General features: G+C 61.2%; 13 protein-coding genes. 4 read left to right on the top strand and 9 right to left on the bottom strand.

Features of this window, described 5'->3' with window-relative positions:
* Positions 1-248: 248 nt before the first annotated feature.
* From GPJ75_RS06105 to GPJ75_RS06085, 5 genes are all read right to left on the bottom strand, one after another.
* The gene (locus GPJ75_RS06105; RefSeq protein WP_163266173.1) at positions 249-1223 is read right to left on the bottom strand and encodes an ABC transporter ATP-binding protein; all 975 of its coding nucleotides are present in this window, start codon (positions 1221-1223) and stop codon (positions 249-251) included.
* A 19-nt stretch (positions 1224-1242) separates the two neighbouring features.
* Positions 1243-2217: an ABC transporter ATP-binding protein gene (locus GPJ75_RS06100; RefSeq protein WP_163266171.1), complete on the bottom strand. Its 975-nt coding sequence runs from the start codon at positions 2215-2217 to the stop codon at positions 1243-1245.
* A gap of 14 nt (positions 2218-2231) precedes the next feature.
* The gene (locus GPJ75_RS06095) at positions 2232-3185 is read right to left on the bottom strand and encodes an ABC transporter permease (RefSeq protein ID WP_163266169.1); all 954 of its coding nucleotides are present in this window, start codon (positions 3183-3185) and stop codon (positions 2232-2234) included.
* Complete coding sequence (locus GPJ75_RS06090) at positions 3151-4110, bottom strand: ABC transporter permease (RefSeq protein ID WP_163266167.1); 960 nt, start codon at positions 4108-4110, stop codon at positions 3151-3153. The genes GPJ75_RS06095 and GPJ75_RS06090 overlap by 35 nt, the downstream gene beginning before the upstream one ends.
* A gap of 66 nt (positions 4111-4176) precedes the next feature.
* On the bottom strand, positions 4177-5967 hold the full coding sequence (locus GPJ75_RS06085; protein ID WP_163266165.1) for a peptide ABC transporter substrate-binding protein: 1791 nt from the start codon (positions 5965-5967) through the stop codon (positions 4177-4179).
* Positions 5968-6394: 427 nt separating this feature from the next.
* Between GPJ75_RS06085 and GPJ75_RS06080 the strand changes: the two genes are divergently transcribed.
* A complete protein-coding gene (locus GPJ75_RS06080) occupies positions 6395-7570 on the top strand; it encodes a M20 aminoacylase family protein (protein WP_163266163.1) in 1176 nt (391 codons plus the stop codon).
* Between the two features lie 211 nt (positions 7571-7781).
* On the opposite strand, the gene GPJ75_RS06075 is transcribed toward GPJ75_RS06080, so the two are convergent.
* From GPJ75_RS06075 to GPJ75_RS06060, 4 genes are all read right to left on the bottom strand, one after another.
* Positions 7782-8561, bottom strand: coding sequence for an SDR family NAD(P)-dependent oxidoreductase (locus tag GPJ75_RS06075; RefSeq protein ID WP_163266161.1), 780 nt, complete (start codon positions 8559-8561; stop codon positions 7782-7784).
* Positions 8558-10303 (bottom strand): acetolactate synthase catalytic subunit, encoded by a 1746-nt coding sequence (locus GPJ75_RS06070; protein ID WP_163266159.1) that lies wholly within the window; start codon positions 10301-10303, stop codon positions 8558-8560. Before GPJ75_RS06070 ends, GPJ75_RS06075 begins: the two co-directional genes overlap by 4 nt.
* A complete protein-coding gene (locus GPJ75_RS06065) occupies positions 10303-11670 on the bottom strand; it encodes an aspartate aminotransferase family protein (protein WP_163266157.1) in 1368 nt (455 codons plus the stop codon). Before GPJ75_RS06065 ends, GPJ75_RS06070 begins: the two co-directional genes overlap by 1 nt.
* Positions 11671-11776: 106 nt before the next feature.
* Positions 11777-12490, bottom strand: coding sequence for a GntR family transcriptional regulator (locus GPJ75_RS06060; protein WP_163266155.1), 714 nt, complete (start codon positions 12488-12490; stop codon positions 11777-11779).
* Between the two features lie 376 nt (positions 12491-12866).
* Between GPJ75_RS06060 and GPJ75_RS06055 the strand changes: the two genes are divergently transcribed.
* From GPJ75_RS06055 to GPJ75_RS06045, 3 genes are read left to right on the top strand one after another with little or no spacing between them, the layout of a single operon-like run.
* Positions 12867-13892 carry an ABC transporter ATP-binding protein gene (locus GPJ75_RS06055; RefSeq protein WP_425483121.1) on the top strand — a complete coding sequence of 342 codons (1026 nt, stop codon included), beginning with the start codon at positions 12867-12869 and terminating at the stop codon, positions 13890-13892.
* A gap of 3 nt (positions 13893-13895) precedes the next feature.
* Positions 13896-14783, top strand: a complete 888-nt coding sequence (locus tag GPJ75_RS06050; RefSeq protein WP_163266153.1) for an ABC transporter permease — start codon at positions 13896-13898, stop codon at positions 14781-14783.
* Entirely contained in the window at positions 14776-15627 is an 852-nt protein-coding gene (locus GPJ75_RS06045) for an ABC transporter permease (RefSeq protein WP_163266151.1), read from the top strand. The genes GPJ75_RS06050 and GPJ75_RS06045 overlap by 8 nt, the downstream gene beginning before the upstream one ends.
* Positions 15628-15644: the final 17 nt, after the last annotated feature.

The following is a 15644-nucleotide window of genomic DNA, read 5'->3' as shown; positions in this document are numbered from 1 at the left end:
TAAATGATGCATCAAATTCGCGGATACCTGGATTCGATCTCGCGAAACCCTCTGGCGCACAATCGGAGACATCCTCGACCGATTCTCATCCGAAAAGTGGGCCAACTGCATCCTCAATGCAGGTTATGCTTCCGCAAAACCTGATGCGCTCTAGATTTCGCAGCCAAAACGGGCATTGCATTTCTTAAACGACACTCCCACTCCGCCGGATCCCCGTAGAGGAGTATGTCGCTGTCAATCGCCCGCAATCAGCCACGCAAGTGGCATGCCACCGAGTGGCCCTCGGCGGTCTTCCTCAGTTCGGGCTTTTCGGTGCTGCAAAGCGGCAGCTGCCGGATCGGGCAGCGGGTGTGGAAATGACATCCGGTCGGCGGATGGATAGGGTTTGGCACCTCGCCCTGAAGCCGAATGCGCTCGCGTTTTGCCCGCGGCGCTGGGATTGGCACAGCCGAGAGGAGCGCTTCCGTGTATGGGTGCAGCGGCCGCGCATACAGATCACGGGCAGATGCGATCTCGACGATCCGGCCGAGATACATGACCGCGACGCGCGTGCTGATGTGCTCCACCACTGACAGGTCATGCGCGATGAAAAGATAGGTCAGGTCGAACTGCTCCTGCAGATCCTCCAGCAGGTTGATGACCTGCGCCTGGATCGACACGTCGAGCGCAGATACGGGCTCGTCGCACACAATGAGTTTCGGGGAGACCGCCAGCGCCCGGGCGATGCCGATACGCTGGCGCTGACCGCCCGAGAACTCGTGCGGATAACGTCGCATATGGTCAGCACCGAGGCCGACGGTTTCCAGGAGTTCAACGACGCGGTCGTGGAGTTCGCGACGGTTCTTCGCGAGATTATGGATGACAAGGGCCTCGCCGATTATCGCACCGACTGTCATCCGTGGGTTCAAGGAAGCATATGGATCTTGAAAGATGATCTGCATATCGCGGCGTAGCGCCGCGAGTTCCTTCCCGCTGAGTTCGGTAACGTTCTTGCCCTCGAACCAGATTTCTCCGGCGGTCGGCTCGATCAATCTCAGGACACAACGCCCCGTCGTCGACTTGCCGCTCCCGGACTCTCCGACCAAGCCCAAGGTCTCGCCGACATTGAGATAAAAGCTCACCTCGTCCACCGCATGCACTTCGCTGACCGTGCGCCCAAGAATGCCGCCTTTCAGGCCGAAGTTCTTCACCAGGTCTTTTACCTGCAGGAGGGGCTGTGGCATTTGGAGGCTATCCTCTCGGTCAATACTGGATGCAGGCAACCCTGTGCCCTGGCTCGATCTCACGCAGCTCCGGCATCGCATTCGTGCACTCGGGCGTTGCGAACGCGCAGCGCTCCGCGAAGCGGCAGCCGGCTGGCGGGTCCAAAAGGCTCGGCACGACGCCGGCGATCGCCTCCAGTCGCGATTTTTTCTCCGCGGCGAGGTCGATCCTCGGGATGGAGCGGATCAAACCCTGGGTATAGGGATGAAGCGGCCGGTCGAACAATTGGTCAACCGACGCTTCCTCGACCACACGACCGGCATACATCACCACCACGCGCTGAACGCTCTCGGCGATCACGCCCATATCGTGGGTGATCAGCATGATTGCCATGCCGAACCGCTCCTTCATTTCCTCCAGGAGATCGAGAATCTGCGCCTGGATGGTCACGTCGAGCGCGGTGGTGGGTTCATCGGCGATCAGAAGCTGCGGGTTGCAGGAAAGGGCCATGGCGATCATCACCCGCTGGCGCATACCGCCGGAGAACTGGTGCGGGTAGTCGTGAACCCTGCGCTCGGGCGTCGGAATGTGGACGAGGCGCAACATCTCGACCGCCTTGTCCATTGCCTCGCGCCGGGTCAGTGGTTCATGCTGCCGGACGACCTCGGCGATCTGCTCTCCAACGGTGTAGACCGGGTTCAGCGAGGTCATCGGTTCCTGAAAGATGATCCCGATTTCCTTGCTGCGGATTTTGCGCATCTCACCCATATCGAGCGAAACCAGGTCCCTGCCCTGCCAAAGGATTTGGCCGTCGACGATCCTCCCTGGCGGCATCTGGATCAGCTTCAGCACGGTGAGCGCGGTCACGGATTTTCCGCATCCGGATTCACCGACGACACCCAAAGCCTCGCCGCGCTCGATCGTAAGGTCTACCCCGTCGACCGCCCGTACCATGCCGTCGTCGGTCCGGAAATGGGTCTTGAGGCTATGAATGGCGAGTAGCGGTTCTGTCATGGGTTCCCCGGCCATCACAGCACCCTACGCGGGTCCAGCGCGTCGCGCAGCCCGTCGCCGATGTAATTGATGGTGAGCACGGCAAGGAAGATCGCACCGCCCGCGAACATTGCCCAATGGGGTGCAATGTCGAGATAGTCCTTGGCATCGTAGAGGATGCGGCCCCAGGTGGGGATGTCCGGTGGAAAGCCAAGACCGAGAAAGGAAAGGGTCGATTCCGTGATGATCGCCGCGGCCACGTCGATCGTGCCGGCAACGATAACCGGTCCGAGCGCATTCGGCAGGATGTGGCGAATGACCTGGCGCGGGGTTGAAGCGCCGAGCGCTCGCGCGGCTTCCACGAATTCCTTCTCGCGCAAGGAGAAGAACTGGGCGCGCACCAGCCGGGCGACCGGCATCCAGCGGAAACCGCCGATGACGACGACGATCAGGATGAACATGCCGACTTCAGGCCCCGCTATTTCCTTCAGGCTGTCGCGAAACAGGTAGATGATCAGCAGCAGGAGCGGAACCTGCGGCAGGGAAAGAAACAGATCCGTCAGCCACATAAGGCCGGCATCGACACTGCCGCGCGAAACGCCGGCTATCGCCCCGACGATAGTGCCGACGATGACCGCCACAGCCATGGCGGTTAGCCCGACCGCAAGCGAAATCCGCCCGCCATAGAGCATGCGTGCGAGCAGGTCCTGGCCAAGGTCGTCGGTTCCGAGCGGATGCGCTAGGCTCGGCCCTTCGAGCATTGCGGAAAAGTCGATCTCGTTGATTTGCACACGCCAAACTAGGGGGCCGAAAAGGACGGCCAGAATCATCACGCTCAGGATCACCGCGCTCGCCACCGCCAGCCGGTGGCGCCGGAAGCGCCGCCACGCTTCCCTCCCGGGTGTGACGCGCTTGGGCTTCGCCTTGACGGCAACCGGAACGCCGGTGGCGGGATCAACGGTAAGAGATGCGGGGGTCGAGCCAGCCATAGAGAATATCCGCGATAAGGTTGAAGAGGATGACCAGGCAAGCGAAGACGAAGGTGACCGCCATGATCACCGGCGTGTCATTGGCCAGGATAGAGCTGATCAGCAGCGATCCGATGCCCGGGACACGAAATATCTGCTCGGTGATGATGGCGCCGCCGAAAACCGCCGGCATCTGCAACGCCACCAGTGTCACCACGGGGATCAACGCATTGCGCACGATATGCTTCATCACCACGACGCGCTCCGCCAGCCCCTTCGCACGAGCGGTGGTGACATAGTCGAGGCGGATCACGTCGAGCACGGCCGAACGCACGAAGCGTGTCCATGACGCTCCCTGGAACAGGCCGAGCACCGCCACCGGCATGATCATCTGCTTGATGTGCCCCCAGTACCAGGCCAGCCCGGTAGCGTTGATGTTCGACTGATACACGAACGGCAGCCAGTCCAGCGTAATGCTGAAGATCAGGATGAAGACGATGCCGGTAAAGAATGTCGGCAACGAGAAGCCGATGAAGGCCAGGGTATTGGCGACCTGATCGAAGATCGAATATGGCCGCGTGGCCGCATAGATGCCGACCGGAAGTGCGATCAGCAACGCCAATACCTGGGAGGCGCCGATCACGATCAGCGTGGCCGGCAGGCGCTGCAGGATCAGCGTGTCGACATCCATGCGGCTGACGAACGAAAAGCCCCAGTCCCCCTGGAACATCGCGGTCAGCCAGCGCAGGTAGCGAACCATGACCGGATCGTCGAGGCCAAACTTCTCGCGCAGCGCGGCCCGCACCTCCGGGGGGACGGCGGGGTTCATGGCAAGCTCGCCGAACGGATCGCCGGGGGCAAGCGCCAGGATGGTGAACAGAACGATGCTAATGCCGAGCAGGCTCGGCACCGCGATCAGCAATCGTCTGATGAGATACTGGCTCATGGACAACACCTTTCCCGAAAGTCATGGAGGCTCGTGACCGAGCCTCCACCCGTGTTTCGGACGGTCTCAGGCGTCGCGGTACCAGTCCTTCAGGGCCCAGGTGTAGTTGTCCCATCCGCTGAGTGGCGCGGACAAGTTGCTCGCCACGGCCGCCACGTTGGGACGCGAGACGATGGGGATGACAACCACATTCTCGACCAACAGTTCGTTCATGCGGATGAACAGCGCCGCCCGCTTGACGGGATCGAGCTCACCCTGGGCTTCCCGGTACAGCTCGTCATACTCGGAACTGTTCCAGCGTGTGATGTTGCGGCCCTGCCATTTATTTGCCTTGGTCGCGATCTCCCACGAGACGAACTGATTCATGAAGATGCCCGGATCCGGCTGCGTCATCGTCGTCGTGTACATCTGGATGTCGCTGTAGAACTTCGTATAGGTGTCCGGGTTGCCCACATCCGACGAGAAGAAGACCGACGCGGTGACGGACTTCAGTTCGACCTCGATTCCCGCCTTCTGGCAGGCCTGCTTGACGATGGCCTGCGTCTTCTGGCGCGGCGCATTGATTGACGTCTGATAGACAAGGCTGAGCCTCACGCCGTCCTTTTCACGGATGCCGTCGGCACCGGGCACCCAGCCGCCCTCCTCCAGGAGTGCGACGGCCTTCTGGACGTCGAACTCGTACGAGGTTTTCTCCGACCGGAACTTCTCCGGATTGTTGAGGAAGTTGGCGGTGGCGGGGCCGGTGCGGCCGTAGATGTGCTGTTCCACCGAACCCCGGTCGACCAGGAGGTTGAGCGCCTGGCGGACAGCGGGATCGGTGAGGAAAGGATGCTGCGTCTCGGTGCTCGACCTTTCACCGTCCACTTCCTTGCGAGGATCGGTGTTGTTGACCTGGATATGTTCGATGTGACCCGTTTCGGCGATCACGATCTTGCCCTTGCCGGCTTCCTCCAGCCGCGACAGCAATTCGTCCTCGACCTGCATGTTCCACGCGTAGTCGAATTCACCGGTCTGCAGCACGGCGCGCGCCGCCGACACCGCGTCGCCGCCGCCTTTCATCTCGATCGAATCGAAATGCGGCCTGTTCTCCTCGTGGTAGTTGGGATTGAGCTTGCCCCTCACCAGATCGCCGGGGTTGAACTCCTCGAACAGATAGGGGCCTGTGCCCACGGGCGCCAGGTTTGCCGGCGCGTCGCGTGAGGCGGCTCCCTTGAATTCCTCGAAGAGATGCTTCGGGATCAGCATGCCGCGCGTGCCCACGAAGGCATCGGCCCAAAAGGGCGTTGGCTTCTCGAACTCGACTCTCACGGTGTGATCATCGACCTTGACGGCCTTCGAGTCCTGATAGCTGCCGATGGTCACGGCAGCGGTCTCGGGATCGGTCGCGTATTCCCAGTTGAAAACACAGTCGTCAGCGGTGAACGGCTCGCCGTCATGCCATTGCACGCCCTGTTTGAGCTTCCAGGTGACCGACATGCCGTCTTCTGCCAGTCCGCCATTTTCCAGACTCGGGATTTCGGCCGCAAGGATCGGCACGAGGTTCCCATCGGCATCCCATGCTGCCAGCGGCTCGTAGAAAAGCCGGGAGCCGTCCTGGTCCTTCGTCCCGACGGCGAAATGGGGATTGAGTAGTGTCGGGCCCTGCCACCACAAGAGCCGGAGGTGACCGCCGCCGCCGCGCTGGGTCGGTTTGTACTCGGGCAGCGAGGCAGCCATTGCAATGCCTGAGTAGGATAGCATTTGGGTCGCAAACGGTGCGGTCAAGCCGACCGCGAGCATCCTTCTTACGAAATCGCGACGGGACAGTTTGCCGACCCGCACGTCCTCGATCAGGCCTCGCAACTCACGTTCTTTCATTGGATCATTCCCCTCTAACCAAGACTCCCACCCTGGTGATTTTATCGAGACACTTGTTGTACCAGGGACGCTAGAACAGAAACGCTATCATGAGCTGACATGGGGTGCACCCCCTTTATCACTGTTGCGATTGCGCCCTTGTTGATTAACCATCAAAAAAATACAATCGGGTGCTGCCGATTTGAGCAGAATGTCTATATTTTAGGCGCGAGGCGCGTGCCTTGAAGACCGTTTCTTTCCTCCGCTAGACGCCGTAACTTGCCTATAGTATCGTTCCACCAACAAATACTAATTGCGGTCTGAACAGAGGTTCCCCATTGGTTCGGGTGGACCACCCACTTGACTGATCTGAGAAGTAGCCTCAACTGGCGGGCCGGCATGCGTCTCTCCTCGGTTCGCCCTGTTTCAACAACCGGAGCCGGATTTGATGCCAATCTATAATAGCATCGCTGAATTTCACGAGGATTTGACGGAGTGGCGGCGCGACATCCATGCCCACCCCGAACTGCGGTACGAGGAGACACGAACGGCAGAACAGGTCTCCCGCAGGCTGGAAGACTGGGGCATCGAGGTGCACCGCGACATCGCCAAGACAGGAGTGGTCGGTGTGCTGCGGGGCCGGGGCACAAGCGAGCTAACGATCGGCCTGCGTGCCGACATGGATGCTCTCCCGATCCTGGAGCAGACGGGCCTGCCCTACAAGTCGACCGCCGAAGGAAAGATGCACGCCTGCGGTCACGACGGCCACACGGTGATGCTGCTGGGAGCGGCCAGATATCTGGCCGAAACGCGCAATTTCGACGGTACCGTGCATTTCATCTTTCAGCCAGCCGAGGAAGGCGGCGCGGGCGCCAAGATGATGATCGAGGAAGGCCTATTCGAACGCTTCCCCTGCGACACGGTCTGGGGCATGCACAACGCCCCGCACCATCCGGCGGGCACCATCACGACACGGCCGGGCCCGTCGCTTGCTGCGGCAAACAAGGCGTTCATCACCATAAGGGGGCGCGGCGCCCATGCGGCCCGGCCGCATGACGGCGTCGATCCGATTGCCGTCGGCTTTCAGCTTTACCAGGGGCTGCAGCTTATCATTTCCCGCAATGTCGATCCGCTTCAGTCGGCCGTGGTCAGCGTCTGCGAGTTCAATGCCGGGACGGCGTTGAACGTGATCGCGGACACCGCGAGCATGTCCATCTCCATCCGCACCTTCGATCCCGATGTGGGCAAGCTGGTCGAACAGCGCGTGCGGGCGCTTTGCGAGGGCGTGGCGGCCGCGCACGGCTGCACCATCGAGCTGAAATACGAGGAGGGGTACCCCACGCTGATCAACCACGAGCGGGAAACCGAACTCGCCGCAGCCGTGGCGGAGGAGGTGGTCGGCAGCGCGGCTGTAGACCGCAACGGCATCGCCGCCATGGGCAGCGAGGATTTCGCCTTCATGCTGCAGGAGCGGCCGGGCGCCTTCATCTGGATCGGCCAGGGGACCGAGGGCAAGGACTTCGGCCTGCACCATCCGCGGTACGACTTCAACGACGAGATTCTGCCGGTCGGGGCAAGCTACTGGGCCCGGCTGGTTGAAACTTGCTTGCCGCGGAAAGACTGAATAAGCCTTGTAATACGGCATGGCACGGCGGGAATGAGCGACTGCAAAGGTCAGAATTTCCCGTATGCGGCAGTGAAGGCAAGAGCCGAGAGCGGTCGCAAATGGCGGTTGAGAAATTGCTCGGAGGTGTGCTCGAAGGCTGTCGATTAAGCCGTGATTCCGGAGCGACTAAGAGTTTTGATCGATCGCTGGCTAACTAGTCAACTGCAGGTCAGGGCGCCGTGAATTCACCGCCATTCACGTCAATCACCGCACCGTTTATGAAGCTGGCCTCTGGAGCTACCAGAAACAGAACGACATGGGCGATGTCCTCCGGCAGGCCGAGGCGCGCAACGGGAATGCGAGCAAGCGCCTCCCTATTTGCCGGCGAGTCGGTGGGGCCGGCCATGTCGGTCGCGATGCGCCCCGGTGCGACGGTGTTTGCGGTGATGCCGAAGCGTGAGTACTCGCTGACGATTGACCGCGAAAGACCAAGCAAGGCACTCTTGGAGGCCGCATAAGCGCTGCCGGCGATGCGCGGCATGGTCCTGCCGGCAAGGGAGCCGATAAAAATGATTCTGCCACTGGACCGCGCGACCATACCCGGCAGGGCGCACTTGCAACATAGAAGGGCGCCTGTGAGGTTCACGGCCAGAACTTCCTGCCACTCGGCTAGGTCGACATGTTCGACCGGGACTCGGCCGCCATTCCTTTTGGGAGAGTGTCCCGCATTGCAAACAAGAACGGAAGGCGCAGCCCATTCCGTGTCGACACGCATAAAGAAGCGGCGTACCGCTTCAGCATCGCGCAAATCCACTGCCTCAGAAAGTACGCGCTCGGATCCATGGCGGCCCGCAAGTGTAGCTGTCGCCGCTGCGACGCGGTCTTCCTGATGGCTAAAGAAAGCCACGCGATAGCCCGCCTGTAAAAGCCTATCGGCAATGGCGTAACCGATTCCGCTCGACCCACCAGTCACCACGGCAATCTGAGCTTGATCATGCGAAGAATTCATTGGGCTGGCTCCGAAATGGACGTGGTGCGTTCCAAGCGGTCAAGGGTTCCTTCGTAGAGCGATAGAGGTGGGTGTGCGTCAGGATCGGTAATGGCTTCGATGAGCCAGGGCTTTCCCGACGCGATCGCCGTTCGCAGTGCCGGAAGGACCTCACTGGGCTCGCGGACCGTAACAGCATTGCAGCCGCAGGCCTGCGCAAGGGCCGCGTGATCGACGGGCGCAAAATGGCAGGCCGTGGTGTGCTTTCCGAACTTCACGGTCTCCGCATCCTTCTGGTAGCCGAGCACGCCGTTGTTGAGGACGATCACAGTCACTGCAATGTCGAGGCGAACCATGGTCTCCAACTCCGCCCAGGAATGGGCGAAGCCGCCATCTCCAACAAGGGCGATGACGGGATCACTGGGTGCCGCAAGCTTGGCACCCATGGCCAAAGGCAGCCCCCAACCGAGGCCTGCGAGACCGCGCGGGGTCAGGAACCGTTGACCCGCGGCGTGGGCTGTGAGCTGGCCGACAACCCACATGGAGGAATAGCTCGCGTCCGCAACAACCGTCGTGCGTGGCGTCAGGCAGCGCTGAAGCTCCGCCATTATTTGCTCCGGCCGAAGCGGCTTGGCATCGCCGGCGGCGACCTTGCTCCGCTCGGCTTCGAAGGTACTCCGGAAGCGTGCAATGCGGCGCTCCAGTGCATTACGTCCGGCCCGGCGCAGCGAGAGGTCGCGGCATTCCAAGGCGCTGGTGAGTGCATTCAGGGTCTCGGCGGCATCGCCAACGAGACGCAATGCCTCGTAGTTGCGGCCGAGCTCAAGGGGATCGATGTCAATATGAATGATCCGAGCAGATCGAGGAATCGAGCGCCAGCTGTCCGTGCCGTTTTGGTTGGTGCGGGTACCGGCGAGAAGCACCACATCCGCCTCACGAAGAAGTTGTTTCGAATGGCGCCCCAGGGATCCTGGCCCGGTAAGGGATCCTATAACACCGAGCGACAGAGGGTGGGTTTCATCCACGGCCCCCTTGCCCATATTGGTTGTCGCCACTGGCAGGTGTGCGGTATTCTGCAAACGCGAAAGCGCCTCCGGCGCGCCGAGCGACATTGCTCCGCCGCCAGCCATCACAACCGGACTGCGCGCTTTGACAATGCCGTCGGCTGCAGCTGCAATCGCCTGATCGTCCGGCCGGCACCGGTCCAATGGCCAAGTGCCTAACGAGGCCTTGCGTTCAACGAGCGGCGTCAAGACGGGCTCGCGCAAGAGATCTGCAGGCAGAAGGAGCACGGCCGGGCCCGGGCGCCCGCTGCCGGCCGCCGCAAAGGCCGCATCCACATAGTCGTCGATCCTATCGGCGTTGAGGATGCGCCCCACCCATTTGGCGCAAGGGTGGAAAAGGCCAACCTGGTCGATCTCCTGAAATGCGTTGCGGTCGAACTGCGGCCGCTCCACCTCCTGGACCAGGGCAACAAGTGGTATGCTCGCCTTTAGCGCCTCGGCAAGAGGCGCAACCAGCAATGTGGCGGCAGGGCCGTTCTGTGCAGCGACGACGGCAATGCGGCTAGATCGGCGGGCGTAGCCGTCTGCCATCGCTCCGCCCATGTTTTCCTGGCGATACGCGATCTGCCGGATTCCCACCGCTTCCGCGGCCAGGATCACGGCCGTGGGCAGACTTTGTGCAAAGATGATCTCGACGCCGTGGCGCTTCAACGAGCGCGCAACGCGCATGGCCACGGTCTCTCCTCCTTTCTGCGACATCACAGCACCTCCCCTTCACGCCCGTCTCTAGTGGCTAGAAAGGCCTCGAATACGCGCACAATGGTCTCGATCTCGGCCCCACCCATCGGCGTGGAGAGGCATGCCGCCGCTCCCTCCGGAAGAATGATGCCGTGATGCCTGAAGAAGCGGGACATCGTTTTCATCATTTTTGCCTCGGCCATGCTCCAGTAGGCTTCCCGGAAATCCCTTGGTGGTGTCGGCTTTGGATGAATGCGAAATAGCGACGCGGCGCCAGTGATGCTGAAGGGCGCGCGTGCACGCTTGGCCGCCATTTCCAGCCCCGCACGTAACCTGTCACCAAGGGTCTCAAGGCGATCGAAGGCCTCCTGATCTAGAGCCTCCATGGCCGCACGTCCGGCAACCATCGAGATCGGGTTTGCGGAAAAGGTCCCGCCCTGTGGAAGCAGCGGGCGGCCAAGGCTGGCGTCAAACACGGACATGACTTCCGCACGGCCACCGACCGCGCCGATTGGGAATCCGCCTCCGATGATCTTTCCGAGGGCGAAGAGATCCGGCTCGAGTTGGTAGCGAAGGGCAGCACCGTGGAAGCCCTGCCGGAAGGAGAGCACCTCGTCGCTAATGATAAGTATTCCGAGCGTCCGCGCGACCTCCTGGAGAGCAGAGATGAATGCAGGCTCGGGCGTCACGAGGCCGGCGCGGCTCGGCATCGGATCGATGATGACGGCGGCAAGGCGATAGGCGTTGTCCTTCAACAGCCGGACGGCGCCATCCGCATCGTTGAAGCGCAGGACGACCGTTTCCTCAAGCACGGAAGCCGGCATGCCGCGATAGAACGGCACCGCCGCGGGAGTGTCTGCGGGTCCCCAATTGTCCGGCGCGCTCGCCTGCGCCACTTCAACCCAATCATAGGCGCCGTGATAGGCACCTTCGATTTTCGCAATCGCGCTGCGGCCAGTAAACGCGCGGGCAGCCTTGATTGCGAACATTACGGCTTCGGTGCCGGTGTTGACGAAGCGGATGCGTTCGAGCTGCGGCACACGCTCGCACAGAAGCGTGCCGAGTGCGATTTCGGCCTCGGTCGGGTTTGCAAAACAGGTACCGCTGCGCAGTTGCCGCTCCACCGCCGCCATCACCGGCGCGTAGCCATGACCGTGTATGAGGGTGGTGAAGTTTGCGTTGAGATCAAGATACCTGGTTCCCTCCACGTCGAGAAGGTAGGCCCCCTCCCCCTCCGCGGCATAACAGGGTGTGGGATCGCGCTCGATCGTTACCCGCGTCGTCCCGTCAGGAAAGACGACGCGGGCACGTTCAAACAGTCCCGACGAGCGGGATTCGGGCGGCGGATCTTTCAAGCTGGTTTCGAACTGATTGGAAGGGGCTGGCATGGCGTTCCTGCCTCCTGTTTGCTGCCATCACACACGCGACCTCGCGCTCACCAGATGAGAGCGGATTTTGACGTTTGATGCAACAAAATTCTTTTGGTGCGCGAAATCAGCGCTCCTGCCGAGCAGAAACAAGCGAGGAAAGGCGCCGATAACCGCTGCGGATGTCGTTCTCTATTGCCGCCCGCACGGCGGCGCTGTCGTGGTCCTGCAGGCCACGCAATGCAAACAGATGATTAGATACGCCCGTCCGCGACTGTGCGAATTCCGGATAAAGGTCATTGAAGGCCGGGCCAATCTGCAGCCACAGCGTTTCGACGATTGCAACCAACCGAGACATGCCGCTACGTCGGTAGATGAGAAAGTGGAAATCCTTGTTGGCGTCCAGCACATCGGTGTAGCGCGCCTCGTCGAGCCCGCGATTGATGCGCTCCTGAAGGCGTTCCAGTTCCTCGATATCCTCCGGGGCCACCTTTGTTGCCGCCTTCTCGGCCGCGAGGCCCTCGAGCGCCAGGCGGATGGCCGTGATCTCGTCCAGCGCGGCAAGCGTCAGTTCCGGCACGACCACAGTTTTCGGCCCGAGGTTTACAAGCGCTCCCTCCCCAATCAGCCGAGTGATGGCGTCGCGAGCCGGTGTGGTGCTCACATGGAGCGCTTGGGCGACGGACCGCACGGTTAGTTTCATGCCGGGCCGCAACGCGCCACGGATGAGGGAGTCCTTCAGGCTGGCATAGGCCCGTTCCCCAAGGCTCTCGTGCCTTTCAATGGGCACGATCTCTCCGGTGGAGATATCCACTCTCCTTCGCTTTGACGCATCATCCATGACACTATCCTTGTTGGCGGGTGGGCATCCTCCCGCTGCGCCGATTCGGCCTGCACCCATCGTATTCGTGGAAGCGCGACTTCGCTAGCTCGTTACGCGAAGGTGGCTTGACAGCACCATCATTTTGTTGCATCAAATTTCAAATATTAACCTGGGTGTCATATTCACGCCAGGCCGAGGCAAGGCGGCATCGCTTGGCGATTTTGTCCCTCTGACACCGGTCGCTTGGCGCAGAAACACAAAATGGGAACAGCGGAAGCCGATCTGGTCGGTGCCCGGCATGGTGAAACGAAAGGTGGGTCGAACAGTGCATGGAGCAAGCGTTTCTCTGCGAGAATTGGGTAAACGGTACGGCTGTGTGCGTGCGGTCGATCGCGTGGCAATCGACATCCGACCCGGCGAGTTCCTCTCCCTTCTCGGCCCGTCCGGGTCAGGCAAGACCACCCTGCTCATGATGGTAGCGGGGTTCGAACTACCGGATTCGGGTGCAATATGGGTCGGCGATCGCGACATCACACTTGTCGCTCCGAACAGGCGCGACATCGGAATGGTATTCCAGCGCTACGCGCTCTTCCCGCACATGACGGTTGCTGAGAACATCGCTTTTCCGCTGCGCATGCGCAGATTTTCGAAGAAGAAGACAATGCAGGCCGTGGCTGACGCCCTGGCGCTCGTCCAGCTAGGTGGGTTTGAAGCTCGGCTGCCAGCCCAATTATCCGGTGGGCAGCAGCAGCGCGTGGCGGTTGCCCGCGCACTCGTGTTCGAACCGCCCGTCCTCCTCATGGACGAGCCGCTTGGCGCCCTCGACAAGAAGTTGCGCGAGCAGATGCAGATTGAGATCAAGCGTCTGCAGCAGAGCCTCGGCATCACAGTGCTCTACGTCACGCATGACCAGGAAGAGGCACTCACCATGTCCGACCGCATCGCGGTGATGCGTGACGGCCGCCTTGAGCAAATTGGTTCTCCTGCCGAACTCTACGACGCTCCGGCCACCTCCTTTGTCGCGGACTTCATTGGTAAGATGAACTTCCTAGAGGGAGAATGCCTGGGCCAGGACGCCCGATGTTTCGAGATTACCATCGGACGGAGCAGCACCATTGTTGTGGATCGGCACCTGGCATCGCATGAGGCTTTGCCTCAGCGTGGCGAGCGGGTGCGCTTAGCCGTGCGACCGGAGCGTATCGAGCTTACGCCGCACAAGAACCAGAAGCTCAGCGGCATCGTTGAATCCGTGATCTTCGTCGGCTCCTCCCGCACCTTTCTCGTCCGGCTTGCCGGCGGAGAACTCCTCCACGTCCAAAGTCAGACGACACGCGAGAGCTATTCACCAAGCCAGGGCGAGCGTGTCGGGCTTTCCATCCCGAGCGACTGCGTGCACGTCTTCCCGCAGGCGGAGTGCTAAGCGATGCCGGAAAGTTCACTTGCGCAGCCCCGGATCCACGGGAGCCCTTCCTCAGCCGGTCGATATGGAACGATGACATCCCTCGTCCTCGTCTCACCTCTTATCCTTTTGCTTGGCATCGCTTTTGCCTATCCCGTGGGCCGGCTGCTTTGGAACAGCGTCTTTGCCCCGGAACCGACGTTAGCCCACTACACACGCATCGTGGCGGAGCCGCTCTATCTGGTTGTCCTGTGGCGCACGTTCCAGATTGCCTTCATCGTCACTGTTCTGGCGTTTCTGTTTGGCTATCCGGTTGCCTATGCGATGGCGCGCATCCCGGGCCGACGCGCAATGCTTATTGCAGCCTGTGTCCTCGTTCCCCTGTGGACGAGCATTCTGGTGCGTACATATGCCTGGATCGTGCTCTTGCAGCGCAACGGGATCGTCAACACTGTCCTGCAAGAGACGGGGCTGACTGAGACGCCGCTCCAACTCCTCTACACCCAGGGCGCGGTCATCCTGGCGATGACACACGTCCTGCTGCCCTTCATGGTGCTGCCGATATACTCGACGCTACGGAACATTCCCGATGACCTGGCAAAAGCGGCCCGCAATCTTGGGGCAGGTGCACCGCAAGCGTTTATCCGGATCACCTTGCCGCTCAGCCTGCCAGGCGCGGCGGCCGGCACGCTGATAACCTTCATCCTGGCGCTCGGCTTCTACATCACGCCCGCACTGGTGGGCGGCCCGCGCACGCTCATGATGTCGACCCTGATTGCGCAGCAAACGACAGAGCTACTCGACTGGCCTTTCGCCGGGGCGCTGTCGGCAGTTCTACTCACCTCAACGCTGCTGCTTGCCGCTCTCTATCGCCGGGCGCTTTCGTTCAGCAAAGGATTTTCGAATGGCTGAGGCCGACCTTGCACTTGCCGAGCGCGTCGCGAATGTACGCAGCCGCGCTGGACTGGACGTGGCCCGTATCCTGGTGATCCTTGGGCTTGGTCTCGTGCTATTCTTTCTCATACTGCCCACCCTCATCGTCGTCCCGATGTCAGTGGGCACGGCATCCTACATTTCCTTTCCACCTGAGGGCTTCACGCTCAGGTGGTATATCGCCTACTTCCGGGATCCCAGTTGGATGTCCGCCACCTGGTTCAGCCTTCGCATCGCAGGTGTCACCACATTGGCGGCAACAGTGATCGGAACGCTGGCGGCGATCGCGCTTGTCCGTGGACGACTTCCGGGAAAGGAGCTTCTTCAGGCCTTCACAATTGCCCCGCTCGTCGTTCCGCACATCGTGATCGCGGTCGCATTCTACCTCACCTTTGCGCCCCTCGGCTTGACGGGCAATTTTTATGGCTTCGCGATCGCCCACACGATGCTTGCCGTCCCCTATGTGGTGATCACCGTGGGGGCGGCGCTGCAGCGCTTTGATCCCGCGTTGGAGCTTGCGGCGCTCAATTGCGGAGCGACCCGTTTGCAGGCGTTCTTCCACGTCGTATTGCCCAACATCCTACCCGGTGTAGCGGCCGGTGCGGTCTTTGCTTTCCTCGCGTCCTTCGACGAGGCGACTGTCGCCTTCTTCATATCTGGCATCGAAGGCAAGACAATCACGCGCAAGATGTTCGAGGACATCGATTTCAACCTCACCCCGGTCATCGCCGCGGTTTCGACGGTCCTGACCCTGATTTCGCTGACCCTGATGGGCACCATCGAAATCGCGCGGCGCAGAAGCGGTGCCGGCTCGGATCACTGACCGACTTGTTGTGAATG

The sequence above is a fragment of the Chelativorans alearensis genome (assembly GCF_010993735.1).
In the GTDB taxonomy this organism is placed as follows: Bacteria; Pseudomonadota; Alphaproteobacteria; order Rhizobiales; family Rhizobiaceae; genus Chelativorans; species Chelativorans alearense.
The sequence above is the reverse complement of the archived record's forward strand: the minus strand, read 5'-3'. Positions and strand labels throughout refer to the sequence as shown.

Coding starts and splice junctions, on each gene's coding strand:
- GPJ75_RS06085 (WP_163266165.1), bottom strand. CDS start 5,967: ATGAAAGAACGTGAGTTGCGAGGCCTGATCGAGGACGTGCGGGTCGGC.
- GPJ75_RS06080 (WP_163266163.1), top strand. CDS start 6,395: ATGCCAATCTATAATAGCATCGCTGAATTTCACGAGGATTTGACGGAG.
- GPJ75_RS06105 (WP_163266173.1), bottom strand. CDS start 1,223: ATGCCACAGCCCCTCCTGCAGGTAAAAGACCTGGTGAAGAACTTCGGC.
- GPJ75_RS06100 (WP_163266171.1), bottom strand. CDS start 2,217: ATGACAGAACCGCTACTCGCCATTCATAGCCTCAAGACCCATTTCCGG.
- GPJ75_RS06090 (WP_163266167.1), bottom strand. CDS start 4,110: ATGAGCCAGTATCTCATCAGACGATTGCTGATCGCGGTGCCGAGCCTG.
- GPJ75_RS06075 (WP_163266161.1), bottom strand. CDS start 8,561: ATGAATTCTTCGCATGATCAAGCTCAGATTGCCGTGGTGACTGGTGGG.
- GPJ75_RS06070 (WP_163266159.1), bottom strand. CDS start 10,303: ATGTCGCAGAAAGGAGGAGAGACCGTGGCCATGCGCGTTGCGCGCTCG.
- GPJ75_RS06050 (WP_163266153.1), top strand. CDS start 13,896: ATGCCGGAAAGTTCACTTGCGCAGCCCCGGATCCACGGGAGCCCTTCC.
- GPJ75_RS06045 (WP_163266151.1), top strand. CDS start 14,776: ATGGCTGAGGCCGACCTTGCACTTGCCGAGCGCGTCGCGAATGTACGC.
- GPJ75_RS06065 (WP_163266157.1), bottom strand. CDS start 11,670: ATGCCAGCCCCTTCCAATCAGTTCGAAACCAGCTTGAAAGATCCGCCG.
- GPJ75_RS06060 (WP_163266155.1), bottom strand. CDS start 12,490: ATGGATGATGCGTCAAAGCGAAGGAGAGTGGATATCTCCACCGGAGAG.
- GPJ75_RS06095 (WP_163266169.1), bottom strand. CDS start 3,185: ATGGCTGGCTCGACCCCCGCATCTCTTACCGTTGATCCCGCCACCGGC.